Source organism: Herbaspirillum sp. NPDC101396 (assembly GCF_044767365.1).
Lineage (GTDB): Bacteria > Pseudomonadota > Gammaproteobacteria > Burkholderiales > Burkholderiaceae_D > Herbaspirillum.
In genome coordinates this window covers 1-24,425 of record NZ_JBIWNT010000003.1, presented here as the reverse complement: position 1 = coordinate 24,425, position 24,425 = coordinate 1, and the positions used below count along the sequence as shown (strand labels likewise).

At 59.5% G+C, this 24,425-nt stretch carries 31 protein-coding genes; 6 read left to right on the top strand and 25 right to left on the bottom strand.

Annotated elements, in window-relative coordinates:
* Nucleotides 1-45: 45 nt before the first annotated feature.
* Together ACIROY_RS09865 and ACIROY_RS09860 are read left to right on the top strand one after the other, a co-directional pair.
* The gene (locus ACIROY_RS09865; protein WP_402341417.1) at nt 46-1,047 is read left to right on the top strand and encodes a ChuX/HutX family heme-like substrate-binding protein; all 1,002 of its coding nucleotides are present in this window, start codon (nt 46-48) and stop codon (nt 1,045-1,047) included.
* Nucleotides 1,048-1,136: 89 nt separating this feature from the next.
* Entirely contained in the window at nt 1,137-1,511 is a 375-nt protein-coding gene (locus ACIROY_RS09860) for a DUF423 domain-containing protein (RefSeq protein ID WP_402273740.1), read from the top strand.
* Between the two features lie 81 nt (nt 1,512-1,592).
* On the opposite strand, the gene ACIROY_RS09855 is transcribed toward ACIROY_RS09860, so the two are convergent.
* The 9 genes from ACIROY_RS09855 to ACIROY_RS09815 all read right to left on the bottom strand — a co-directional run bounded on the left by ACIROY_RS09855 (nt 1,593) and on the right by ACIROY_RS09815 (nt 11,549).
* Nucleotides 1,593-2,927, bottom strand: a complete 1,335-nt coding sequence (locus ACIROY_RS09855; RefSeq protein WP_402273742.1) for a DUF3100 domain-containing protein — start codon at nt 2,925-2,927, stop codon at nt 1,593-1,595.
* Nucleotides 2,928-3,168: 241 nt separating this feature from the next.
* Entirely contained in the window at nt 3,169-4,680 is a 1,512-nt protein-coding gene (locus tag ACIROY_RS09850; RefSeq protein WP_402341416.1) for an aldehyde dehydrogenase family protein, read from the bottom strand.
* Nucleotides 4,681-4,706: 26 nt separating this feature from the next.
* Nucleotides 4,707-5,579, bottom strand: coding sequence for an NAD(P)-dependent oxidoreductase (locus tag ACIROY_RS09845; RefSeq protein ID WP_402341415.1), 873 nt, complete (start codon nt 5,577-5,579; stop codon nt 4,707-4,709).
* A gap of 121 nt (nt 5,580-5,700) precedes the next feature.
* Nucleotides 5,701-6,615 carry a LysR family transcriptional regulator gene (locus tag ACIROY_RS09840; protein WP_402341413.1) on the bottom strand — a complete coding sequence of 305 codons (915 nt, stop codon included), beginning with the start codon at nt 6,613-6,615 and terminating at the stop codon, nt 5,701-5,703.
* Between the two features lie 82 nt (nt 6,616-6,697).
* Complete coding sequence (locus tag ACIROY_RS09835) at nt 6,698-7,405, bottom strand: methyl-accepting chemotaxis protein (protein WP_402341411.1); 708 nt, start codon at nt 7,403-7,405, stop codon at nt 6,698-6,700.
* A 33-nt stretch (nt 7,406-7,438) separates the two neighbouring features.
* Nucleotides 7,439-8,248 (bottom strand): ABC transporter ATP-binding protein, encoded by an 810-nt coding sequence (locus ACIROY_RS09830; protein ID WP_402273753.1) that lies wholly within the window; start codon nt 8,246-8,248, stop codon nt 7,439-7,441.
* 65 nt (nt 8,249-8,313) lie between these two features.
* Nucleotides 8,314-9,228, bottom strand: a complete 915-nt coding sequence (gene ntrB, locus ACIROY_RS09825) for a nitrate ABC transporter permease (protein WP_402341409.1) — start codon at nt 9,226-9,228, stop codon at nt 8,314-8,316.
* Between the two features lie 84 nt (nt 9,229-9,312).
* Nucleotides 9,313-10,485 carry a CmpA/NrtA family ABC transporter substrate-binding protein gene (locus ACIROY_RS09820; RefSeq protein WP_402273757.1) on the bottom strand — a complete coding sequence of 391 codons (1,173 nt, stop codon included), beginning with the start codon at nt 10,483-10,485 and terminating at the stop codon, nt 9,313-9,315.
* 437 nt (nt 10,486-10,922) lie between these two features.
* The gene (locus ACIROY_RS09815) at nt 10,923-11,549 is read right to left on the bottom strand and encodes an ANTAR domain-containing response regulator (RefSeq protein ID WP_116433814.1); all 627 of its coding nucleotides are present in this window, start codon (nt 11,547-11,549) and stop codon (nt 10,923-10,925) included.
* A 450-nt stretch (nt 11,550-11,999) separates the two neighbouring features.
* Between ACIROY_RS09815 and ACIROY_RS09810 the strand changes: the two genes are divergently transcribed.
* From ACIROY_RS09810 to ACIROY_RS09800, 3 genes are all read left to right on the top strand, one after another.
* Nucleotides 12,000-12,842 (top strand): autotransporter outer membrane beta-barrel domain-containing protein, encoded by an 843-nt coding sequence (locus tag ACIROY_RS09810; RefSeq protein WP_402341407.1) that lies wholly within the window; start codon nt 12,000-12,002, stop codon nt 12,840-12,842.
* A gap of 73 nt (nt 12,843-12,915) precedes the next feature.
* Entirely contained in the window at nt 12,916-13,074 is a 159-nt protein-coding gene (locus ACIROY_RS09805; protein WP_083458346.1) for a DUF3309 family protein, read from the top strand.
* A 105-nt stretch (nt 13,075-13,179) separates the two neighbouring features.
* Entirely contained in the window at nt 13,180-13,503 is a 324-nt protein-coding gene (locus ACIROY_RS09800) for a hypothetical protein (RefSeq protein WP_402273761.1), read from the top strand.
* 93 nt (nt 13,504-13,596) lie between these two features.
* Here ACIROY_RS09800 and ACIROY_RS09795 read toward each other — a convergent pair whose 3' ends face one another.
* From ACIROY_RS09795 to ACIROY_RS09735, 13 genes are all read right to left on the bottom strand, one after another.
* Nucleotides 13,597-13,812: a glycine zipper 2TM domain-containing protein gene (locus ACIROY_RS09795; protein WP_116433817.1), complete on the bottom strand. Its 216-nt coding sequence runs from the start codon at nt 13,810-13,812 to the stop codon at nt 13,597-13,599.
* A gap of 107 nt (nt 13,813-13,919) precedes the next feature.
* Entirely contained in the window at nt 13,920-14,240 is a 321-nt protein-coding gene (locus ACIROY_RS09790) for a hypothetical protein (protein WP_402341406.1), read from the bottom strand.
* A gap of 199 nt (nt 14,241-14,439) precedes the next feature.
* On the bottom strand, nt 14,440-14,613 hold the full coding sequence (locus ACIROY_RS09785; RefSeq protein WP_402273766.1) for a CsbD family protein: 174 nt from the start codon (nt 14,611-14,613) through the stop codon (nt 14,440-14,442).
* A gap of 204 nt (nt 14,614-14,817) precedes the next feature.
* Nucleotides 14,818-16,833 (bottom strand): PAS domain-containing protein, encoded by a 2,016-nt coding sequence (locus tag ACIROY_RS09780; RefSeq protein ID WP_402341404.1) that lies wholly within the window; start codon nt 16,831-16,833, stop codon nt 14,818-14,820.
* Between the two features lie 134 nt (nt 16,834-16,967).
* The gene (locus ACIROY_RS09775) at nt 16,968-17,441 is read right to left on the bottom strand and encodes a response regulator (protein ID WP_402273771.1); all 474 of its coding nucleotides are present in this window, start codon (nt 17,439-17,441) and stop codon (nt 16,968-16,970) included.
* A 98-nt stretch (nt 17,442-17,539) separates the two neighbouring features.
* Nucleotides 17,540-18,169, bottom strand: coding sequence for a response regulator transcription factor (locus tag ACIROY_RS09770; RefSeq protein WP_029363191.1), 630 nt, complete (start codon nt 18,167-18,169; stop codon nt 17,540-17,542).
* Nucleotides 18,170-18,391: 222 nt separating this feature from the next.
* Nucleotides 18,392-18,709, bottom strand: coding sequence for a BON domain-containing protein (locus tag ACIROY_RS09765; protein WP_116433822.1), 318 nt, complete (start codon nt 18,707-18,709; stop codon nt 18,392-18,394).
* Between the two features lie 137 nt (nt 18,710-18,846).
* Nucleotides 18,847-19,224 (bottom strand): cell envelope biogenesis protein TolA, encoded by a 378-nt coding sequence (locus ACIROY_RS09760; protein ID WP_402273775.1) that lies wholly within the window; start codon nt 19,222-19,224, stop codon nt 18,847-18,849.
* An 84-nt stretch (nt 19,225-19,308) separates the two neighbouring features.
* Entirely contained in the window at nt 19,309-19,521 is a 213-nt protein-coding gene (locus tag ACIROY_RS09755; protein WP_402273777.1) for a CsbD family protein, read from the bottom strand.
* A gap of 76 nt (nt 19,522-19,597) precedes the next feature.
* Nucleotides 19,598-20,152 (bottom strand): ferritin-like domain-containing protein, encoded by a 555-nt coding sequence (locus tag ACIROY_RS09750; protein WP_402273780.1) that lies wholly within the window; start codon nt 20,150-20,152, stop codon nt 19,598-19,600.
* Between the two features lie 62 nt (nt 20,153-20,214).
* Entirely contained in the window at nt 20,215-20,526 is a 312-nt protein-coding gene (locus ACIROY_RS09745) for a YqjD family protein (RefSeq protein ID WP_402273783.1), read from the bottom strand.
* Between the two features lie 373 nt (nt 20,527-20,899).
* Nucleotides 20,900-21,106 (bottom strand): hypothetical protein, encoded by a 207-nt coding sequence (locus ACIROY_RS09740; protein ID WP_402341402.1) that lies wholly within the window; start codon nt 21,104-21,106, stop codon nt 20,900-20,902.
* A gap of 35 nt (nt 21,107-21,141) precedes the next feature.
* On the bottom strand, nt 21,142-21,336 hold the full coding sequence (locus tag ACIROY_RS09735; protein ID WP_402341400.1) for a hypothetical protein: 195 nt from the start codon (nt 21,334-21,336) through the stop codon (nt 21,142-21,144).
* A 534-nt stretch (nt 21,337-21,870) separates the two neighbouring features.
* Between ACIROY_RS09735 and ACIROY_RS09730 the strand changes: the two genes are divergently transcribed.
* Nucleotides 21,871-22,335, top strand: a complete 465-nt coding sequence (locus tag ACIROY_RS09730; protein WP_402273790.1) for a PA2169 family four-helix-bundle protein — start codon at nt 21,871-21,873, stop codon at nt 22,333-22,335.
* Between the two features lie 78 nt (nt 22,336-22,413).
* On the opposite strand, the gene ACIROY_RS09725 is transcribed toward ACIROY_RS09730, so the two are convergent.
* The 3 genes from ACIROY_RS09725 to ACIROY_RS09715 form a co-directional block, all read right to left on the bottom strand.
* Complete coding sequence (locus tag ACIROY_RS09725) at nt 22,414-22,980, bottom strand: NADPH-dependent FMN reductase (protein ID WP_402273792.1); 567 nt, start codon at nt 22,978-22,980, stop codon at nt 22,414-22,416.
* 85 nt (nt 22,981-23,065) lie between these two features.
* Entirely contained in the window at nt 23,066-23,791 is a 726-nt protein-coding gene (locus ACIROY_RS09720; protein ID WP_402341399.1) for an ABC transporter ATP-binding protein, read from the bottom strand.
* 19 nt (nt 23,792-23,810) lie between these two features.
* The coding region (locus tag ACIROY_RS09715) for an ABC transporter ATP-binding protein (RefSeq protein WP_402341397.1) at nt 23,811-24,425 on the bottom strand (615 nt) is incomplete at its 5' end.

Below are 24,425 nucleotides of genomic sequence, written 5' to 3'. Positions count from 1 at the left end.
CGGCCGCCGGAAATGAAGCCGTACCGAATACCGAAGGAAAAGATCATGATGCGTCTGCGCCCCCTCGACGATCAGCAACTGCCCAATCTGACCGATGTGCAACGCATTGCGCTGCAGCCTACCGCGACGCGCCTGCGCGGCGAATTCGCGCCCCTGATGCAACGTCTCGCGACGCTCGGCGGCCTCACTGAAGTTACGCGCAACTCCTCCGCCCTGCTTGAGAAAGACAACGTCAGCGGCGCGCTCTACGTCGACAATGAAATTGAACTGGCGCCGGCCGAAGCCATGCACCTGCGGATTTTCTATCCGCAATGGGAACACGGCTACGCGCTCGAAGAGCACGACGCCTGCAGCGGCGGCAAGCAACACAGCCTGCAATTCTTCGACCGCTTCGGCAGCATGATGCACAAGATCGTCCTCGGTGAAAACGGCGATATCGCATCGTTCCGGCAATTGGTCAGCGACCATGCCGCTGCCGAGCAGCTTGCGCCGCACCTGGTCCACCCACTCAACAGCGACGCTGAAAGCGAAGACGACAGCCTGCGCCAGATCGACGTCGACGCCTTACGCGCGGACTGGGCGCACACCCACAACCACGATGACTTCATCCAGCGCCAGGAAGCCTTCGACCAGCAGCGGCTGCGCAAGCTGCGTCTGGCCGGCAAGGCGTTCGCCTACCAGGTCGCCAACGATTCGGCGCGCGTGATCTTGCAGCGCATGACCGAATTCGGCACCTCCATCATGGCGCAGGTCGGCAACGCCGGCATCGTCCAGGCCTACTATGGCAAGATCAAGAACATCCGTGTCAAGGACTCGCGCCTGAAGATCACGAACTCAGGTTTCCGCATGCAACTGCGCGAAGACCACATCGATTCGGTCTGGGTCGCCAAGAAGCCGACCACCGACGGCATCATCACCTCGCTGGAATTGTTCAACCGCCAGGGCACGCACATCGCCAGCTTCCTGAGCAAGAAGTCCAACGGCCGGCCCGAGCCGCGCGAATGGCGTGACGCCATCATGCGGCTGATGCCGATTTTTGGCGTCTGACGCGCGCTCCCATTGCCATCAATGACGATGGCGATGGCGATGGCGGCACAACAATTAAAATAAGCATCTTACTTTTTGGGGAATCACACATGAGCGAACGTCTTCTCGTCATCCTGGCCGGTCTCAACATGTTCATCGCGGTCGGCGCGGGCGCATTCGGCGCGCACGGCCTCAAGCAAGTCCTTGACGCCGACATGCTGGCGATCTGGCAGACCGCCGTGATCTACCAGATGGTGCATGCGCTGGGCATGTTCGCGGTGGCGCTGCTGATTCCCAAGTTCGGCCCCGCCATCCTCGGCTGGGCCGGCAGCGCGATGTTCATCGGCATCGTGATCTTCAGCGGCAGCCTTTATGTACTTGCGTTGAGCGGCGTGCGCTTCCTCGGCGCGATCACGCCGATCGGCGGCCTGGCTTTCCTGGCAGGCTGGCTGCTGGTGGCGTGGGCGGCTTACAAGGCGCAATAAACGTCGCTGCACACATGCAAAAAAAGGCCGGCAATGTGAATTGCCGGCCTTTTCATTTTTACGCACCACTTTGCCTGCAGATCAGTGGAAGAACTCCGCGATCAGCGTAGCGCCGATGAAGGTGCCCGCATTGGCGGCGAACGACACCAGCACGATGCGCCAGCCGAGCTTGCGGAACGCCGGGATATCCTTGGCGATCGACAGGCCGGCGAAGGTCAGCATTGGCGTGATCACGGCCAGGAAGTTGATCTTGCCGGTAATGGCCACGATCGCATCCGCCCATGGGCAGGCCGGCGAGGTCAGGAACATCGCCACCAGCGTCACCCAGCACACCGCCGGAATCTTCCTGCCGGTCAGGTTGCACAGCAGGTCCCCGACCAGCACGGCGCCGATCATGATCACGATACAGCCCACCGATTCCAGCGGCGCGACCTTGTAGGCGATCCAGTTGGCGATGATGGTCAGCACGCCGGCGAACACCCAGGCGGCGATGCGGCCGGCCAGGTTCAGGTCCGCTACTTCGGTATGGGTCTGTTCATGCAGCTTGTCGTCGGCGGCTGTGCTCGAGGACGATGTGGTGCGGCCGATGATCGGTTCCAGAACGCGATAGCCCCAGACCGCCAGCGGCAGCGAAATGAACAGCGTGAAGTAGGTGCCGATGGTGGTCGTGATCAGGTTGCTGGCTGCAGCGAAAGTCGCCACGTCCTTGGCCATCTCCGGCGTCTGCTGCGCGGCGATGGCGCCCGCCGCGGCCGCCATCATGCTGCCCGAACCAACGCCTGCACCCATCGCCAGTGCGACCGGATGGAAGATATTGAGGCTGGTGATGAAGCCGGCGAAGATCGCGATGAAGACCGCGCCGAACAGCGTGCCGGTGATGTACTCGGCCAGCACGCCGCGTCCTTCCGGCGAATTCATGCCGTAGCGTTCGCCGATGATCGCCAGGCTCGGTTCGCGGCCGACCGAGAACGTCGCGCCGATGGCTTCACGCTTGATGCCCAGCAGCAGCGCCAGCGGCAAGCCGATCACGATGGTGCCGACGAAGTGGCCGAATTCCTGGAACACCAGGGCCCAGCCGGCGCCGATGATCTTCGGCAGCGAACTGCCGACCATCAGGCCGAGCTTGGCGACGAACAGCAGCAACGCCGGCTGCAGGATGGCGGCCGCGCGGAACTGCAACGGCTGCGTCAGCGCCAGCGGTCCCATTTTCGATTGCAGGCTGCCGATCACGGCGCCCATGATGAGCGCCCAGACCATCGGCAGGAGCACCACTTTGCCCGGGCCCATCTTGAACGCCACCGAACCGATCAGTTCGGCCACGACCAGGATCAGCACCGCATACACATAGAGCTTCCATGTCTGCAGTCCTGGCTGGATGACGGGTGTTGTGGGTGGTGTTGTGGCGGATGCTTGCATATTGTTCCCTCCGGATATTGTGTGCGAAGACTGTTCAAAGCCGCATTGTGCGCGGCCCTCCCTGATACAGCTATTCTTGTTGCAACGATTGATGACGGCGTTTCGACGTGTTTCTTGATCGCCTTCGTTGTCCGGCGTCAATCATGCCTTGCCCTGCTCCGCGCCGCAATGAAAATGACATCGTTCTCATTGGGCGGGAACAGGGCCAGCCTGTTGCCTATCCCATCCGAACCGGTTCGCGTCATACGTAGCCGAAGGTCGCTGCCGGTTCTTTCGCCGTCTCGACCCACACGCTCTTGGTCTGCGTGTATTCGTACAAGGCTTCGACGCCGCTGGACCGGCCATAGCCGCTCTGGCCGTAACCGCCGAACGGCGAGGTTACGTTGATGGTCTTGTAGCCGTTGATCCAGAAGGTACCGGCGTTGATGTTGGCCGCCACGCGATGCGCACGCGCCACGTCATTGGTCCAGACCGCGCCGGCCAGGCCAAAGTCGCTGTCGTTGGCGATGCGCACCGCGTCTTCCTCGGTATCGAACGGAATCGCCACCACCACCGGTCCGAAAATCTCCTGCTGCGCCACGGCCATGTCGTTGCTGACGTCGGCCAGCACGGTCGGCCGCACAAAGAATCCCGGCGCCGAAAAATCCTGCTCCGCTGTCGCCAGCCGCGCACCGTTGCGCACGCCTTCGGCGATCATGCCGCGCACGTGGTCGTACTGCTTGCGATTGGAAATCGGCCCGACTTCGGTCTGCGCGTCGAGCGGCTGCCCGACCTTGATCTTGCCGGCGCCGTTGGCCAGCATGGCGACGAATTCGTCATACACCGCGCGCTGCACCAGCACACGCGAGCCGGCCACGCAGCTTTGCCCGGCGGACGAAAAGATCGCCGCCTGCGCGCCGAGGCAGGCGCGCTTGAGGTCGGCGTCGGCGAACACGATGTTGGCCGACTTGCCACCCAGCTCGAGCACGCACGGCAGCAAGCGGCGCGCGGCGGCTTCGGCGATCTTCTTGCCGGTTTGCGGCGAGCCGACGAACACCACTTTCTTGACGACGCGATGATCGATGGCGGCCTGGCCGACCGTATGGCCTTGACCGGCCAGCACGTTGATCAGCCCCTTGGGCACGCCGGCCTGTTCGGCCAACGCCGCCACCGCCAGCGAAGTGAACGGCGTCAGCTCGGATGGTTTGAGCAGCACCGCGTTGCCCATCGCAATCGCCGGCGCGACCTGCCAGCCGCAGGTGAAGATCGGCGCATTCCACGGCGTGATCTGCAGCACCGCGCCGACCGGCTCGCGGCGCGTGTAATTCAGATGCGAACTGGGCACCGGAATCACGTCGCCGTAAAACTTGTCGGTCCAGCCGGCGTAGTACTCGAACATTTCGGCGACCTTTGCCACTTCGCCGCGGCAATCGCGGATCGGCTTGCCAGCGCTGAGCGACTCCAGCTGCGCCAGCGCTTCTGTGTTGTCACGGATTTTCTGGCCGACGGCGAAGACGATGCGGCCGCGCGCGGCGTGCGTCAGCTTCCACCATTCTGCCTGCGCCGCCAGCGCCGCCTCGGCGGCCAGCTGCACGACTGCTGCACCGGCGTCGCGATAGCTCAGGCTGTCGGCGCCGGTGGCGGGATTCTGCAGCACCACCATCGCACCATCGCCCTGCACCAGCTTGCCGCCGACATACGAACCGACAAATCCGGCGCCCGGAAAGAACGGCGCGAACGCCGCCAACAATTGTTCTGCTTCATTCGATTGCATTCAAGACTCCTGATGATGTAGGTGATTTATTTCTCGATGAACTGCACGATGCGATTGAAATCCTCGCCGTCGGCGGTGCCGGCTGCGTCCCCACTCGCGGCCCACAGGCGGCCGACCTCGCCCGACAGCGGTGCCGAGGTGCCGAGCTCGCTCAGCAAACCCATCGCCAGGCGCAAGTCCTTGCGCATGAGCTTCATCGTGAATCCGGAGTCGAAGGCGTCGTTGAAAATCCAGGTGGGATAGTTGACTTGCGTGACGCCGCTGCGGCCCGAGCCGGCGTTGATGCCTTCAAAGATCTGCTGCGCATCGAGGCCGGCCGCGGCGGCGATGCGCGCCGCTTCGCCGGCGACGATCAGGTGCGCGCCGCACATCAGGTTGTTGAGCAATTTGGTGACATGACCGGCGCCGACCGGTCCGACGTGCACGCGCTTGGCGCTCATGGCTTCGAGCACCGGCGTGACCGCTGCGACATCTTCCGCCGCGCCGCCCAGCACCATGGTCATGGTGCCGGTGATGGCGCCCTTGGGACCGCCGCTGACCGGCGCATCGATGAAGCGCACGCCCTTTTCCGCCAGCGCTGCAGCGACCTTGCGCGTACTGTTGGGATCGGCCGTGGTGGTGTCGACCACCAGCAGGTCAGGCTTGGCGCCGGCAAGCACGCCGTCGGCGCCGAACACCACCGCCTCCACTACGTCCGAGGTCGGCAGTGACAGGATCAGTACATCGACTTCCGCCGCCAGCGCCGCCACGGACGCAAATGTCCGCACGCCTTCGCGCGCGATGCTTTCCGTCGCCGCAGCCGCCGGATCGTAACCGGACACCGTAAAGCCGCCGCGTTGCAACGACAGCGCCATGCCGCGCCCCATGTTGCCCAACCCTGCCACACCGATATGTTTCATGCCGCTCCTCACTGGATAAGTCGTACGTCAAATCAGACGGATCCAGTGTGCAAGCAGCGGAGGTGAGCGTCAATTACATCGAAAAGCCGATATTGTTCTATTTATGAGAACACAGAACACTTCAGCTGGTGACCTGAAATGCCTGCATCAGCGAGCTCGAATACGACACGAAACGATTGGCCGCGACCGACAATTTGCGGCCGACGCGCGTGACCAGGTGCACTTCGGCGACCGCCAGCACGTCGTCCTCGAGAGGAATTGCGAACAGTTCGCCCGCCGCCAGCTCGGTCGATACGGCAAAGCGCGGCAGCAGCGTCACGCCCAGATCGGATCTGACGAAATGCTTGAGCACGTTGATGGAGTTGGTGGTCAGCGTCGGATTGAGCTTGATCTTGGCGGCGTATTCGGCCAGCGCCAGCAATTGCCGGGTGCCGTAGGACGTATGCATCAATCCGACCGGATATTCGCTGAGCTCCTGCAAGGTGCAGGACTTGCTGTTGCGCAGCGGCGAGTTGGCGCTGACGACCGCCATCATCGGCTGCCGCTGCACCGAGCGTGAGACGATCTTGGGATCGGCGGGCGGGTTGTAGACCAGGCCGATTTCGGCGATGTCTTCGGCCACCATGCGCAACACATCGTTGGTGCCGGCAAGATCAAGCGACACTGAAATCTGTGGATGGCGTTCGCAGAAATAGGCCATCGGCCGGCTCATGAAATCGCTCACGAAACCTTCGCCGATGACGATGCTGACATGTCCGCGCTTGAGTCCGCGCAGGCCTTGCAGTTTGGACAACAGATCGGCCTGGTGCGCGCCTTGTTCGCGGTAGTAATCGATCAGCAACTGGCCCGCTTCGGTCGGCACCACGCCGCGGCGGTGCCGCTCCATGACGGGAATGGCGATTTCCTGTTCGAGCAATGTGATCTGGCGGCTCACCGCCGACGGTGCGATATCGAGCTTGTCGGCCGCCGCGCGCACGCTGCCGCACTGGACCGCTTCAAAGAAATAGACGAGCCGCTGCTCGCTGAGTTTTTTCATCGCCCTTCCCTGCCTGTTCTGTTTTGAGTTGCCTCAATTAGAACAGAATCAGGCAAATGATCTTAATCCGCCACGAAAAAACTCAAGCCGCCGCCCCGCTCAGCGCCGCCCGGACGAGGTCGTCGATCTCGGTGGTGATGTTCGACAGCACGCCCGCAACGACCGAAAATTCCTTGCCCGCCTGCCCCGCGCGCGCGGCCACGATGCGCGCATTGAAGGACACCATCTTGGCCTGCTTGGCGATGGTTTCGATGTCGGTCATGATGCCGCGCAGCTGCTTTTTCATCAGCACGGCGTGGCGCTTCGATTGTTCTTCATAGACGCTGGTGATCTGGTTCAGCACGCTCAGCAGCGGCGTGGTGATGCGCACCAGTTCCTCCAGCAGCGCCGGCGCATCGCGCAGTCGATCCTCGATGGCGTTGAGCGTACGCTCGGCCAGGTTGATGAAGTAGACGATCTGCGCGTCGCCGGCCAGCTTGCCGAAATAGGCTTCGCGCACTTCTTCGCAAAAAATCCCCGGCACGGTGTCGGAACCCTTGACCAGCGCCGTGTGTGCGCCGCGGAACAAGGCCAGCGCCTCGCGCGCCGTCTTCGCCGCACCGTCGTGGCCTTGCGACGCCAGCACCGCATACAGCACCAATCGCTGCGAGGTGAAACGCCGGCGCCCGGACAAGTTGATCAATGCGCCGAACACTTCACCTGACAACGGCTTGATATCGCTGCCGTTGCTGCCGTTGCCGCTGTCGGTCTCGTCGTTTTGCACCAGCCTGATTTGTGCGGACGCCATCATGGCATTCCTTTCATGTGAGCCCTGGAGATATTCTTATGCAGCTTCTTTGGCCGGATGCGCCTGCTTGCGATACAGGAATTCCAGCACCGCCGTGCGGTATTCGGAATACTGCGCGTCCTGCGCCAGCGCCACGCGTTCGCGCGGACGCGCCAGCTTTACCTCGAGGATTTCGCCGATGGTGGCGGCGGGACCGTTGGTCATCATGACGATGCGATCCGACAGCAGGACCGCTTCGTCGACGTCATGCGTGACCATGACGACGGTCGACTCGGTCTTGGCGACGATCTTCAGCAGCTCATCCTGCAGGTGCGCGCGGGTCAGTGCATCGAGTGCGCCGAACGGCTCGTCCATCAGCAGGACCTTGGGTTCCATCGCCAGCGCGCGGGCGATGCCGACACGCTGCTTCATGCCGCCGGAGATTTCATTGGGACGCTTGGTCTCGGCCGCCGTCAATCCCACCAGCGCCAGCGCGGCGCGTGTGCGGTCGCGCAGCTGGGTACGATTTTCGGTGGCGCCGAAGACGCGCTCGACGCCCAGAAAAATATTCTCGTAGCAGGTCAGCCACGGCAGCAGCGAGTGGTTCTGGAACACCACCGAGCGCTCCGGCGACGGTCCGGCGATTTCGCGGTTGGCGCACAGAAGGAGGCCGTCGCTCGGCTTGAGCAGGCCGGCGATCAGGTTCAGCAGCGTCGACTTGCCGCAGCCGGAGTGGCCGATCAACGTAATGAACTCGCCCTTCTGCACGGTCAGGTTGATGTCGCGCAGCGCATGGAAGCTGCCCTTCTTGGTGTGGAACACCATCTCGACACCATTGATGTCGATAAACTTGTTGTGCATGTCCATCAGAATCCCCTGTTGCTTTGTTAAGCGTTAGTCATTGCATTGCGTTGCATTGAAACCGGACCTGCTCAACTGCTGACTTCTTCATACGTGAAGGCCTTGGCCAGCGCCACCAGCAGCTGCTCGAGGATCAGGCCCACCACGCCGATCACCACGATCGCGATAATGATGTGCGGCACGTTCAGGTTGTTCCATTCATCCCAGACCCAGAATCCGATGCCGACGCCGCCGGTCAGCATTTCCGCCGCGACGATCACCAGCCAGGCGGTGCCGATGGCAAGACGCACGCCGGTCAGCATGTACGGCAGCACCGACGGGAACAGGATCTTGGTGAGAATCTTCCATTCCGACAGATTCAACACGCGCGCCACGTTCATGTAATCCTGCGGCACACGCTGCACGCCGACGGCGGTGTTGATGATCATCGGCCAGATCGAGCAGATGAAGATCGACCAGATCGCCGCCGGATTGGCCGACTTGAACACGAGCAGGCCGATCGGCAACCAGGCCAGCGGCGACACCGGTTTCAGCAAGCTGATGATGGGACCGAACATGCCTGACAAAAAACGCACGCGACCGATCAGGAAGCCCAGCGGAATGCCCACCACTGCCGCCAGGCCGAAGCCGATCGCCACGCGCTGCAGCGACGCCAGCACGTTCCAGCCGATGCCCTGGTCGTTCGGACCGGTGCGGTAGAACGGATCGGAGAACAGCTTGATGGCCTCCTGCAAGGTCACCAGCGGCGTCGGGAAATTACCGGTCTTGGCGGCGACGATCTGCCACACCAGCACCAGGAAAGCGAGGCCGGTCAACGGCGGCAACACCTTCATGAACCAGCCTGCAAACGGCAGGCTTCTCTTCGCTGCTTTCACTTTCTTCACCGCCGGAGCAGGAGCAGCAACGGAAGCTGCCGCCGCAGCGGTGGTTGTCGGCGAGGCCGGTGCGGGCTTGTCGTTCATCATCGTTTCCATGACTGCGCTCATATCGATTCCTTCACTTGATCACTTGATGCTGCTGCAAGATGTCTTGCGATCCGTCGGCCTGCATCGGCCTGACGACGCAAACGCTCAGGCCTTGACCTTGAACGAAGCGGCGTAGGCTTTCGGATTCTTGCCGTCCCATACGGTGCCGTCCATCAGCTTCGATGTACGCATCACGTCCTTCGGAATGCTGGTCTTGGTCATGGTCGCGGCGTCCTTGTACAAATCAATCTGGTTGACCGACTTGGCCACGGCCAGGTAATCCGGATCGTCCTTGAGCAGGCCCCAGCGGCGATGCTGCGTCATGAACCACATGCCGTCCGACAGGTACGGGAAGTTGACCGCGCCGTCGTTGTAGAACTTCATGTAGTTCGGGTCGTCCCAGGTCTTGCCGAGACCGTTCTGGTAGCGCCCCATGATGCGTTGATCGATGACGTCCTTGCTGGTGTTGACGTAGGACTTGTCGGCGATCACTTCGGCCATCTTGTTCTTGTTGGCCAGCGAGGCGTCGATCCATTTTCCGGCCTCGAGGATCGCCGCCATCATGGCGCGACAGGTGTTCGGATATTTCTTGGCGAAGTCGAGCGTGGTGCCGAGGACTTTTTCCGGATGGTCTTTCCAGATGTCCTGCGTGGTGGTGGCGGTGATGCCGACGCCGTCGACGATCGCGCGGTGGCCCCAGGGCTCGCCAACGCAGAAACCATCCATGTTGCCGACTCGCATGTTGGCCACCATCTGCGGCGGCGGTACGGTAATGACCTTGGCGTCCTTCATCGGATTGATGCCGTTGGCGGCCAGCCAGTAGTACAGCCACATCGCGTGGGTGCCGGTCGGGAAAGTCTGCGCAAAGGTGTATTCGCGCTTGTCGGTTTGCATCAGCTTGGCCAGCGACGGACCGTCGACGCCCCCTTTGTCGGCGATCTTCTTCGACAGCGTGATGGCCTGGCCATTGTTGTTCAGGTTCATGAGCACGGCCATGTCTTTCTTTTGCCCGCCGATGCCCATCTGCACGCCATAGATGAGGCCGTAGAGCACGTGCGCCGCGTCCAGCTCGCCGTTGGTCAGCTTGTCGCGCACGCCGGCCCAGGAGGCTTCCTTGCTGAGCACGATCTTGATGCCGTATTTCTTGTCGAGACCGAGCACCGAGGCCATCACGACGGAAGCGCAATCGGTCAGCGGAATGAAACCGATCTTCACTTCTTCCTTCTCCGGTTTATCGGAGCCGGCCGCCCAGGCTCCTCCCGTGGCTAGTCCCAACATGCTCGCTCCCGTTGCAAGTCCTGCAGTCTGAATCAATTGACGACGCTTGAAATCCACTTCGTTCACAGCTTCCACGGCCTTGCTCGCTTGCTCTTTGAATTCCATCGCATTCCCCATTTGTTCGGCGGCAAAAAAAAAGGCGTCCCTTCGGCATGCACTGAGTCATGTCGAAAGACGCCTTTGTCTTGGATGGATCCGACCGCCATTGGCCGGATCGTTCATTGCGCAAACCTTGCGCTAATGCAGACGATTCAGCAAAGAGCGTGCCAAGCAGCTTATAAAACACTTAAAAGCCGCGCCGCTCATGGGCAAAGCGACAATCCGGCGTAACAGGTTTGAAAGGAAAGCGAGGGGAGTTTGCAAGCGTGGAGGCGCACCGCCTTTGTGCTGCGCACCAATTTGGCGGTGCATGCACGCCGCCGCATGCGGGAAAAGTGTCAGCCGAGCAAGTCTTCGACGTCCAGCAGGCGCTGGGCGATTTCCGAGAGCTTGAGGTTCTTGTTCATGGCCATGCTGCGCAGCTTTTGATAGGCTTCGTCCTCCGACAGCTTGTGGCGGGACATCAGCAGGCCCTTTGCGCGCTCGATCACTTTGCGTTCGGCCAGCTTGTGCTTGGTGTCGGACAATTCGGTCAGCAGCTTCTGCTCCTGGCGGAAGCGCGCCAGCGCCACGTCGAGCACCGGCTTGATGCGTTCAGCTTGCAATCCGGCCACGATGTAGGCAGTAACGCCGGCTTCCATGGCGGCTTCCATGGTGCTGGTGTTGTCGTCTTCGGTGAACATGACGATGGGGCGGCGCTCGTCGCGCGTGGCGATGACGATGTGCTCGAGCACGTCGCGCGCATCGGACTCGGCGTCGATGATGATCATGTCGGGCTGAAGCTGGGCGATGCGCTCGGGCAGGTACAGGTCGGCCGGCAGCGAGGCGATGATGTTGTAGCCGGCCTCCAGCAAGCCGATGCGCAAGGCTTTGCCACGCTCGGCCTGCTCCTGCAGGTCGGTGTCGGTCTCATCATCGGCATGGTCGATGATGGTGTTGACGACGACAATGCGTAGATTGCGCATGTGAGGTTCCAATGTTCGCCTGGACATCGTAAATCGATTCTGAACGCGTTACGGGTCTGGGTGGCGGTGGCACATCCCATACCGGATTGCACCGGCTTCATGTTGCCACACCTCCACGCTGCATGCCCGCCCGAATATCCCCGGATGCAGCGGGCGAATAGTAACCCATTTGGAAATGCCGCACACTTTCCATCATCTTGTGATGCATTCGGGATGGATCATCGCTGCAGCGCCGTCAGCGTCATGCAAGCAAAAATCAAACCAGAAAAAAGCGACGCGGTCGCATCGCCATGCCGTATTCCCTACTGCGCAACTCGCCTTTTCCTACAGGAAATTGAGGCAGACGCCTATCTACCGTAAGCAAGGCGGTTGTTAACATCCATTGCGTCAACTGCCTTCGCACAGTGGACACTATTTTTGATTCGGCTTTCCGCCAGGAGGAGATTACCCATGTCACGTCGCATTCGTTGCCTGCCGGCTGTCGGCAAGTCCGTGCAACTTGCCACCTACTTTGCCGCCGGCAGCGCGCTTGCGCTGACGTCGGCCAGCGCCTTGGCCGACCCGTCGCCGGCGCTGGACCGCTTCAGCCTGTCGGCAGGCGCCTACTATGTTGACCCGACTTTCCGGGTCAACGCCAACTCCCAATACGGCTCGTATCAGTCCGGCGACATTGACCGCGATCGCACCGCTTTGCCGCGCGTGCGCGCTGAATTGCTGCTGTTCGACAGCCAAGGGCTGTCGTTCGATTATTTCACGTACAAGAAGAATTACGGCGGCGCCATCAACCGCACCATTCCTCTCGGCACCGGCTCCACGCTCAACGGCAGCGGCGACGCCAACATCCAGGTTGACATGGCGTCGCTGGCTTACAAGTGGTGGATCGGACAAGGCAACGACGTCTTCGGCATCGGACTCGGTGCCGGCTACTATCGCGCCAAGATCGACGTCAACGCGTCCGCCACACTGAACGGCGCCGCCGGCACCTTCAGCGACAGCTACTCCGAAAAGACCTGGGCGCCACTGCTGGAACTCGGTTGGAAACATGCCTTCAGCAAAGACTTCCGCATTTATGCAGAAGCCTCCGGCGTCAAGAAGAACTGGGGCAAGGTCACCGGCCACATTTATGGCGCAGCACTCGGCGCCGAGTGGTATCCGCTGGCCAACCTCGGTATCGGCGCCGACTACGGCATTACCCGCATCAAGATCAACCGCGACGGCGGCGGCGCCATCAACGACGCCAATCTGGATATTCGTCTTAAAGGGCCTTCGGCTTACGTGAAGGTCCGTTTCTAACATGGACGCCATGCGGAATTCCGCATCGCGACGATGAACGCTGCAACCCTGCAGTAACAACAAGGAGAACAACATGACACTCGGCACCATACTTCTGATCGTTCTTATTCTGATCCTGATCGGCGCCCTGCCGACCTGGCCGCATAGCCGTTCATGGGGTTATGGCCCCAGCGGGATTGCCGGCACGATCGTCATCATCCTGCTGATCCTGGTGTTGCTCGGACGACTATAGACCGGGGGTTTTCCCTGCCACGCAGGGCAAACAGGATATGATGGACGGCGTTGCATCTTGATGGTGCAGCGCCGTTCATCATTTTTACCGGAGGAGTCTGCAACGATGAGAAAAAATCGCCGACCACATCTGCTTCTGCTGCCGTTCCTGCTGGCTGCCGGCCTTGCCGCGCACGCGCCGTCGTTTGCCGCCGAAGAAGACGTTTCCCAGGAAGATCCCGCACGCTGGTACCAAGGCGACGACACCGCCCAGCTGCATTACAAGACGCTGGTGAAAGAAGCCCGCGCCGCCGGTGCGCAGGCACTGCAGGAGTGCAAGCCGCTCAAGGGCGCCGAAGCCAAGGCTTGCCGCAAGGATGCACGCGCCCACATGAACAGCGACCTGGCGCGCGCCAAACGCATCCTGAAAGCGCGCAGCGCAGCAGAATGAGCATGACACAGTCAAGATGAGCCCATACTGCTCACGGATGCAAAAAGGGGACCCACAGGTCCCCTTTTTCACTGCAACGCAGTTTGTCCGCGCTTACTTGCCGACCTGATTGCCGATCACGCCGCCCACTGCTGCGCCGCCGACAGTACCGATGGCGCTACCGCCGGTCAGCACTGCACCGCCGACTGCTCCGACGCCGGCGCCGACAGCCGTATCGCGATCCCGGGCCGACATGCCGCTGCAACCGCTCAGGATTGTCAGGGCACAGACAGTGATCGAAGTCACTGCGATTTTATGTGTTATTTTCATGATGACACCTCTTCAAAAAATGGTTGTTGCTGCGGGATGCAGCAGTCGATTCTCGTGGACTCAAATGATGAGCCGGTAATTTTTAGACCACGTTCAACGTGCGAGTTTCATGTCGATGGACTACGCAAACATTCGCTTACACTTTTCGCGTCCTTGGCATCGCAGGCCTGTTTTTTCAAACCGGGATACTCATACACGATGACCGCATTGCGGATCGATTGGGGATGCTTGCGCTGAACCATGTCGAGATAGAGGAATTTTTTCTTGTCCGCACCGGATACGGCTTTGGACCTGGCAGTGTTTGCCTTCGAATGCGCCAGTGCCTGCGAGGCATCGGCGCCGCTCGTTGTTCCATTGACGGCGAAGGCTGGGGAACACACCATTGCACCGGACAATACGAGCAAAGCCACTGTAGTTATTTTTTTCATAATCCCTCCCTCGACAAGTCGTACGCTTCACGACGCGGGAATGTTTAAGTGAATGCACCAGCGATACCGGGTCATCATGACAAAATAGGATTGCGCTCAACAGCCGTGCTTCTCCGATTCTGCCGTAAGACGATTCCTACAGATCGCCTTGGCCAAGACATGAAAATGGGAGCTGGAAGCTCCCATTTCATTAAGCGGCTTAACGGTCCTTCAGCGCTTCCTTGGCGTCGCCATAGCTCTTTTGAACAGTGCCGTCAATTTGCTTTGCAGCGCCCTTGACTTGCTGTTCCTTGCTATCAACCATTTCGCCGGCTTTTTGCTGGACCTTGCCTGCTACTTCTTTTGCCTTGCCTTGAACTTGATCTTTATTCATGATGGCTCCTGAAAGTGAAGGGACCAGTTACTGTCATCTGAAACAGTCAACTGCACACATCTCCTTGAGTGGAAACGCGATGATTCATCTTAATCAGCAGCGCTTTTTCAAGCCATAAGACAGCCCCGCTTTGCAGCGTAGGACAATACGCAAAGTCAGGCTCATAAAGGGGAATAGGCCTGCAGCGCGCGTGCAGGCCGGGAGTCAGACGTCCGCGACAGGCGCGAGCGGCAGGCGTATCGAGATGATCGATCCGCTGCCGGGCGTGGAGCGGATCACGGCATTACCGCCGAAGAAAGTGGCGCGTTCGCGCAAGCCGCGCAAACCATAAGTCTTGTTGTTGTCCTGGCGCTCTTGCGGAATGCCGACACCGTTGTCGCGCACCGTCAGCGAGACCTGCTCTTCATCGACATCCAGGATCACGTCAACCTGGCTGGCCTTGGCGTGTTTGGTGACGTTGTTGAGCATCTCCTGCAGCATGCGATAGATGGCGATTTCCATCTCGTGTCCAATGGTCACGTCTTCATCCGGCAGGCTGGCCTTGCAGGTCATGCCGGTGCGCTCGGCAAGTTCGTCGAGCTGCTCGGTGATGGCCGCCTTGAGTCCGAACAGATCCAGCATGTTCGGACGCAACTCGGTCTGGATGCGCCGCGTCGTGCTCACCAGCGAACTCATCAGTCCCTGCATGCGCGGTTTGCGTTCCTGCCACTTCTCGTCTTCCGGCAAAATCTTGTAGACACTCTCCAGATGCATGCTCAGCGCCGTCAGCGAGGCGCCCATGTTGTCATGCAGCTCGCGTGCGATGGCGCGCTTCTCTTCTTCGCGGACGGTTTCCAGGTGGTTGGTCAGCTCGCGCAGCAAGGCGGTACGCTCGACCACGGCTTTCTCCAGCTGCGCTTCGCGCTCGCGCAGAGAGTCTTCGGCACGCTTGCGTTCGGAAATATCGGTACTGATGCCGATCACGCCAAGAACGTTGCCCGCCTTGTCGAACCACGGCACCCGCGTGGATTGGTAGGTGAAGATGCCATGCTGCAGATGCAAGGTTTGCTCGATCGTCTCCGGCAAGCCATGCGCCATGACGCGCTTGTCGTCTTCATCGATGCGATCGGCTTCTTCCCGCTCTGAGAACAGCTCGCGGCTGGAGCGATACATCGCCTCTTCCCAGCTCTTCCCGACCTGCTGTAACAACGCAGGGTTGGCGAACACCAGCAACCCCTGGCGATTCTTGACGAAGATCGGTTCGCGGGTACTGTCGCTCACCGCGGTCAGCAAGGAATTGGCTTCGGCCAACTTGGCCGCACTCTGCATGCGCGCGCCATATTCGCGATCAAGCTTGCCGGCGAAGCGCCAGAACACGAACACCACCAGTGCGCCGTCGATCAGGGTCAGGAACGGCAACATCAGCTGATCGGAATACATCCCGCGCTCGGCCCCCTTGGCCACCAGCAGATTAAGCAACAGGATCAGGAACAGCATCGACGGCAACAGACGGCGCAACATGTTGCCGCCCGGCGCATGGCCGATGATGATGGACATCAGGCGATGCGAAGGCCGCGCCATCAGCAGCGCAGCACCGAGCAGCAGGAAGCCCAGCGCGGTCAGTAAGGGAATGCCGGTCGAATAACGCAGGAAAGTCAGTTTGCTGATGCCATACAGGTAGCCGACCAGCGGGATCGCGCTCAGGCCGATCAGAATGAAAGCCAGGTATTCAGCCGGATAGTGACCGCCACGGATGCGCAGGTCCTGCAGCAGCAGGATCAGTGCGGTCAGCAGGAAACAACCTGCGGCGAGTGGATGAATCTCCGCGCCAAATGCGCTCCCCGCCAAAGTCAGGACCGGCAACGCTGCATGTAATAACTTCACGCCCAACAGATTCTGCAGCAGGAAGCCGCCGCTGAGCAGTAACAGCAGCACCGCAACCACGCGGGCTGATACGGCGAGCTTGCGACTGGTCTTGCCGACGTTGAGACATTGCAGGTAGAGAGCAGCGCCTGAAAGAATGAAACCTGCTGCCGAACTGCCCTGCACCGCGATGAGGTCGGCCAGGATCCGGCGATAACCATCGTCGGCGTAGCAACTGATGAGCACCACTACGCCGAATAGCGCAATGATCATCGCCAAGCTCATGGCAGCGCTGATGATACTGGCGAAGTTGGCCTGGGTGGCGACGTAATGTTCGAGCGAAGAGCTTTCGCCGATATCGTTTCTGACTGGCGTCATGTGCATGTGCTGAAGCCCCTGATTTTTTCGTTGGCCGCGCAGCGAGGCGCGGCGGCATGCATAGACATTATATTGGGTTGCAACACCGCGGCATGGTGATGCGAGCGTTGGGACGACGTCCCGGCGACGGAAACCTAGGCTGGTGCGAAACCGTGCGACGAATTGCTTTTCCCCGCAGCCCCGCGCCCGCTGATGCGTTCGATCAGGCTGCGCAGCTTGGTGAATTCCGACGACTTGTCAAAGAAGAATTGCACCCCGTACTGCACGCCGACGCGGCGGTAGGTTGAACTGACGTGGTTGCTGAAGATGATCTTGAGTTCGTCATGGCGACGTTTTCCGGTGCGCGCCAGCGATTGCAGCAAGTGCATGCCGTTGCCCTGCTTGAGCTGGATGTCGAGAATGAGCACGTCATAGTTCTCGTTTTCCAAGCGGGCCATGGCATCCTGCTCGGTCTCGGAGTAGCCGGCCAGCACCACGCCTGGAATCTCGGCGAGACTTTCAATGATGAGATCCCGCACATCCGCCGAATCTTCAACCAGGAAGATTTTGAGCGGCGCATCCGCTGAATGACCCTTCCTTGTCGCTAGTTCTTGCAGCACATCTTCCATGATAACTATCCAAAACGACTAACAATCAACAATCAATGCGGCGCATTGCCGCTCGTCTCCCGCCTTCGTCATGTCCGTCGCGATCGGCGATCCAGCCGTCAGTCGATCAGGTTGTTCTTGATTGCGTAGTAAATGATGTCGGCGTTGTTTGCCATGTTCATCTTTTGCAGAACGCGGGAGCGATACGTGCTCACGGTCTTCACGCTCAGGCACAGCTCATCGGCGATTTGCGTCACACCCTGGCCCTGGCCCAGCTTGTAAAAAATCTCGTATTCGCGCTGAGACAAGGTCTCGTGCAGCGGTTTTTCCGAGTCCACCGGATCGGTGGTCAACAATTCGGCCACGCCGTAGCTGATGTACTTGTGACCGCGCAAGATCGTGTTGATGGCGCTGACCAAGTCGGTCGCGAGCGCTTCCTTCTGCACGTAGCCGCTGGCGCCACTGCGCAATACCTGCACCGCATAGCGGCTTTCGGGATGCATGCTCAGCATCAGGACCGGCAGGTTGGGCTTTTCACGCTTGATCTGTTTCAGCACTTCGACGCCGCTCTTGTCGGGCATCGCAATATCGAGCAGGACAATGTCCCACTCCTGGGTGCGCACCAGGCGGATTGCTTCTTCCGCGGTGCTGGCTTCGCCACCCACTTCCATGTTCGGTATATCCGCAATAAAGTGCTGAACACCGGCGCGCACAACTGCGTGATCATCGACTACCAATATTTTTGTCATAGTTTTTACCAGCATCGAAGCAATGCTGCATATCTCTCATTGATCAGGCAAATGCGGTCAAACTGCCTAGGTGCAGCCTGCCCATCATTTGTTCAGAGTTATCCGGGGATCCGGACGTCTTCCGCGGCTAACTATACCTCAACGATTGCAAATTTCGTACCATTTGGATGCATCTCAGGGTGGCGACCGCTTTCGCGGCAGCCACCCTGACCGAACTGCGACTTACTTCAGGCGCAGATCGTTCTTGACCGAAGTCACACCCTTGACGCCGCGAGCCAGTTCAGTTGCACGGCTAGCTGCCGTTGCCGAACTGACAAAACCGCTCAGTTGGACCACGCCCTTGTAGGTTTCGACGTTGATTTCGGTCGACTTCAGGTTCGGCTCGTTGACGATGGCGGCCTTCACCTTGGTGGTGATGACGGCGTCATCGACGTACTCGCCGGTGCCTTCCTTGTTCGGGCCGGAAGCGCAACCGACCAGCGACACCATCATCAGTGCGAGGAAAAAGCCTGTAATACGTTTAGTCAAAGATAAAGTCATGATGAATCTCCTGTTGGTAATTTCAATTCGTGTTGCCTGCGATTTTTTATGGAGAAGCATCGCTACCTCTCCATGACCTTACTACTGTACTGGTTTACTCAATTGCATCTGGGCATATCCTGGAGATATGACCCGGATTACTTGGCGTACTTCACCTTTGCGTCGGCTTGGCACTTGTCCTTGGTGGCGCCGCTCATGGCGTCGCACTTTTCCTTGGCGGCATCATATTCAGCGTCGTTGCTGGTTTTCTTTGCATCCTTGCGGGCATCAGTGGTCTTGCGCTTGGCCTTGGCGTCGGCTACTGCTGTTTCATGAGCAGCCTTGGCTTCCTTTTGGCAGACGTCCTGCTCATTGCCCTTGAGCGGCTTGCACTTGGCCTTGGCGGTCTTGTAGTCCGCATCGGCGGAAGCCACGTCAGCCTTGTATTGCGATTTGACGGCATCTGCTGCGCTGGCCAGGCCATGGGCGCCCAATGCGGCGGAAGTCAGGATACAAGCGGCGATGATTTTTTTCATGAGTAAGCTCCTCTGGTTTTTTAACAAATTGATTTTTTTTGCGCCGGCGTGCGGCAAGCAAGTGACTTGAGATTCCGGTAAGGATCAGTGACGCAAATCCTTGTTGCGATCTTCGAATTCCTTGATCTGCTTTTCGGTTTCGTCCTTGTTGATGCCGTAGACTTCCTGGATGCGGCCGGCCAGCTGTTCGCGCTTGCCGTTGATGGTGTCGAGCTGGTCGTCGGTGAGCTTGCCCCATTGTTCTTTGGCCTTGCCCTTGAACTGTTTCCAGTTGCCTTCGATGATGTCCCAATTCATGTTTTTCTCCTTTGCGGTGATGGCACGAATGCCGTGAGAACAGTGCGCGCCCGGCTCAAAGGCCGGACAAGCGCAGTCAATCGAGCAGATCGCTCATGTCGTCGGCGTGTTCTTCTTCCTTCGCCATGATGGAGATGAGCAAATGCTTGGTAGTTGGATCGTCGTCGCCGATGCGTTCGATCATCTGGCGATACGTCTCGATCGCGATGCGCTCAGCGATCAGGTTGGCGCGAATCATCGACTTGATGTCGCTGGAATCGTCGTAGTCGGCATGACTGCGCTCGGAAAGCTGGCTCGGATTGAAGTCCGGCTTGCCGTTCAATTGCACGATGCGCTCGGCGATCTGGTTGGCGTGGTCTTCTTCCTCGGCGGCATGCTCCAGGAATTCAGCCTTGATCGGCTCGTTTTCCAGGCCGGTCGCAGTGAAATAGTGACGCTTGTAGCGCAACACGCAAACCAGCTCGGTTGCCAGCGCGTCGTTGAGCATCGCCACAACCTCTTCGCGATTGCCCTTGTAACCTTCGGTGACGGCGCCGTCGCCGATCTTCTGAGCGGCTTCGCGCACCTTCTCGCGGTCGATTTGGAACGGCTTGCCTGAAATATGGCTGACCGTCGATGGTTTGCTAGACATGGTGATGTTCCTTTATCCGATTGGCTGAATGGCTACGAATGTACTGTGAGCAGGCTTGCCGCTCAGTGCTCGCCGGTGCGCGACACGCACAGACCAAACAACAGGCCGACGCCGGCGGAAATCGCAATGGCGCGCCACGGATTCGATTGCACGTAGTCGTCGGTGGTGGAGGCGATCTCCTTGCCGGTCTGGACCACGTAGGATTGGATGCCTTGCGCCTTGATGAAGGCGCGATCCAGGATTTCCTCGCCTTTGGCGCGCAGGTCTTCGGCTTTCTTGCCGGTGGTCGCTGCGGCTTCGGTGAACAGCTCCTGTGCTTCCTGCAACAGGACCTGGACATCGCTACGGACGGTTCGCAATTTTTCTTCGCGCATTTCTTGCCTCTCTTTCGTGTTGGTTGGCAGCTTCAGTAGCGGGCGACATCTTGCACATCTTCTTGATGCCGACGCTCAATACATGAAGTACTGAAGGATGAGCAGCATCAGCAGAGGCATGCCCAGTAACCAGCAAATCACCAGTTTTTCTTTTTCCATGGTTGCACCCGTTTCGATGATTCTTGTGTTGAAACGAACCGCTTGTCTCTTCCTTGCTATTCCCTCGACTGCATTCGGTTACTGCTGCATTTCTTTGTTTCCTGCTTGCTGCCTGTGCCGCTAAGTCGGTAACTGAACGATACTGGCAGTGACGCTGATCAGCGATAGGACGGCGGCTCATTACCTTGTAGGACAAGCCCGCAATCGGCTGTCATCAAGGCGTTGCGTCCTGCGACAGTTCGTCCTTGACGGGCATGGCCGGAGTCAGGACATTGCCGCCCTCACCTTCCCAGCGATGGAGGGCCTTGCGTTGCAGGCGTGCATCGCGGGTCGAGATACGCTTGGCGCAAACATTCAGGACTGCAATGACGGCGGCGCCGGTCAGACCCAGCGTGAAGAGAAGATTTCGTTTGTTCAGCATAGGGGCTCCCTGTTTCATTAATCCTGCAGCGAAGCTCAGGCGGACAAATGCTGCTTGAGCGAACGCTTGATCAGCTGACGCGCTTCACCCATCGTGCGTTGCACCTTGCCGGCTTGCTGCAGCTGCGCGGCGTGACGAAGATGCGCCTGATCGTGCATCAGGCCCGCCAGGTTTTCTTCCAGGCGACCTACGGCGATTTTCATGTTGCCAAGCAATTGATCCTTGTTCATGACGCGCTCCTCGCGGTTGGATGGGTGAAGCAATGGAGCAGATCGTAGCAATGCCCCTTGGCAAGAGGTATAGGACGCCCGCCCATTGTCTTGTAGGACAAGATGAGAAGCCACGCCAGCAAAGGGATTGCGACGATTGAGGAGGAATAATTACCGGCTTTTCCCCTTCCTCTCCTACAACAGATTGGGCCTGCGTCTGATGGCGGCTGCCCGTGGTGCCAACTACGATGCAGACATTGGATAGCGGCGCTGCGCCGTTGGCTGATAGATGACAGATTTGCACCATCCGGTTTTGCTGAAGTGTGAAGTGAATACCGGCGTGCACATCCTTCGGGTCGCCTGACCTCACTCTTGAAAAAGGAGCAAGCCATGGGTAAATATTTTCTCGCCTGGATACTTGGCGTCCCCGCATTCGTACTGGTGCTGATTTACTTTTTCGTGCACTGAATTTCATACATGTTCATGCATTGACGCACCGGCAGAATCCACAGAAAAACAATATTTCTTTTCCACTCTTCGACTGAAAGGCACATCATGAAAAACGACCGATTGATTGACACCCTGAACGACCTTATCCAGATCTCCAAGGATGGCGAAGAAGGTTTCCGCACCTGCGCCGAAGATGCTTCGGAGCGCCAGGCCTATTACAAGACCCAGTTCCTGGAACGCTCGCAGTCCTGCGGCCAGACTGTGCTGGAATTGCAGAACCTGGTGCGCGCGCTGGGTGGCGATCCGGCCACACACAGCAGCGTGAGCGGCACCCTGCATCGTCAATGGGTCAACATCAAGAGCGCCATCATGGGCAAGGATGATGAAGCCATCCTGAACGAGTGCGAGCGCGGTGAAGACGCTGCCGTCAACGCGTATCGCAAGGCATTGTCCGAAGACCTGCCGAGCGACGTTCGTCTGATTGTGGAACGCCAGTATCAGGGCGTGCTGGCCAACCATGATCGCGTGAAGGCATTGCGCGATCAGGTACGCGCCAAGAAGGCGGCATAAGCGTCTCCTTCACGACGCCATAAAAAAAGCGGCCTGCGGGCCGCTTTTTCGTGGGTGAATTGAACGCTTATTGAACGCTTATTTCTTGTGCTGCTTCAGTTGCAGCGCAAGGTCGTGCAGCGCTGTCAACAGAGTCTTGATGAATTCACGCGTCGGCTCATGCGTGAGCTTGCCGTCAGCGAAACGATCGCCGGCGCCGCCGATCATGACTTCCGGCTTGTTCAGGAATTTAAGGTCCAGGAACACGCCGATCTGACGCAGGTGGTATTGCGCACGTGCGGTGCCAACGGCGCCTGGACTGGCGCCCATGATCGCAGCCGCCTTGCCGGCGAACGGTTGTTCCGGCGGACGCGAAGCCCAGTCAATGGCATTTTTCAGCAACCCGGGGATGGAATAATTGTATTCCGGCGTGGAGAACAGAATCGCATCGGCCTCGGCAATCTGCTTGCGGAAACGCTCCACCGAAGGCGGCCATCCCTTGGCGCGCACGTCGTCGTTGTACAACGGGATGTCGGAAATATCGGCCTGAATCAGGCGCACGCCGGGCGGCAGCAACTCTGCTGCGGCATGTAGCGCGGCGGTGTTGTACGAACCCGCGCGCAGGCTGCCGGAAATGCCGAGGATGGTGATTGGGGTATCGCTCATGTCTGTGCCTTTTTATGAAAATGGAAAGAAGAGGAAAACGTAAAACCACCAACCCATGCTACACCACGCACACGGTTTTTTTGTCCTACGCTTCACCCAGATAAGCCGCCTTGACGCGCGGATCATTCAGCATTTCCTTGGCGTTGCCGCTCATGGTGATCAGCCCCGACTCCATCACATAACCCCGGTGCGCCGCCTCCAGCGCCAGCTTGGCGTTCTGTTCCACCAGCAAGATCGTGATGCCCTGCGCCGACACGTTGCGAATCACCTCGAAGATCTTCTCCACCATGATCGGCGACAGGCCCATTGACGGCTCATCCAGCAACAAGAGTTTCGGATGGCTCATCAGTGCGCGCGCCATGGCCAGCATCTGCTGCTCGCCGCCCGACAGCGTGCCGGCCATCTGGCTGGCGCGCTCCTTCAGGCGCGGGAAGACCGTGAACCAGTGCTCGATGTCCTGCGCGATCTGCTGCTTGTCGTCGCTGGTGTAGGCGCCCATCAAGAGGTTCTCGTGGATGCTCATGCGCGTAAAGACGCCGCGCCCTTCCGGCACCATCGCCAACTTTTGTTGCACCAGGCTGAACGAGCTTTGGCCCTTCAGCGGCTGGCCCAGGTAGCTGATGTGGCCCTGCACTTTCGAGTCCGGCAGCGTGCCGGTGACGGCTTTCAAGGTGGTGGTCTTGCCGGCGCCGTTGGCCCCGATCAGGGTCACCAGTTCGCCTTCATTGACTTCCAGGCTCGCGCCCTTGACGGCCTTGATGCCGCCGTAGGCCACGCTCAGGTCTTCGATTTTTAAGATGTTCGTTGTCATTGTCGTGTGTCCTGCGGGCTTAATGGGAAGCGCCTAAGTAGGCTTCAATCACGGCGGGGTTCTTCTGCACATCCGCCGGCACGCCTTCGGCAATCGGCTTGCCGTAGTCCAGCACGGTCAATCGGTTGCACAGGCCCATCATCAGCTTGACGTCATGTTCGATCAGCAGGATCGTCTTGCCCTCGGCCTGGATCTTCACCAGCAACTCGCGCAGGCCGATCTTCTCGGTGGCGTTCATGCCGGCGGCCGGTTCGTCCAATGCCAGCAGTTGCGGCTCCGTCGCCAGGGCGCGGGCAATTTCCAACCTTCTCTGGTCGCCGTAGGACAGGTGGCGCGCGGTTCTGGAGGCGAATTTGCCGATGCCGACGAAGTCGAGCAGCTTTTGCGACTTGTCCTTGATCGCCGCTTCTTCGTCGCGCGCCGCCTTGTGCCGGAACACCGCGCCGAAGACGTTCTGCTTCGTTCTGACGTGGCAGCCGACCATGACATTCTCCAGCACGGTCATGTCGCCAAACAGGCGAATGTTCTGGAAGGTGCGGGCAATGCCGGCCTTGGCCACTTCATGCGGGGCGCTCGGGCTGTACGGCTTGCCGGCCAGCTCGAAGCTACCGGTGTCGGGCTGGTACAGCCCGGT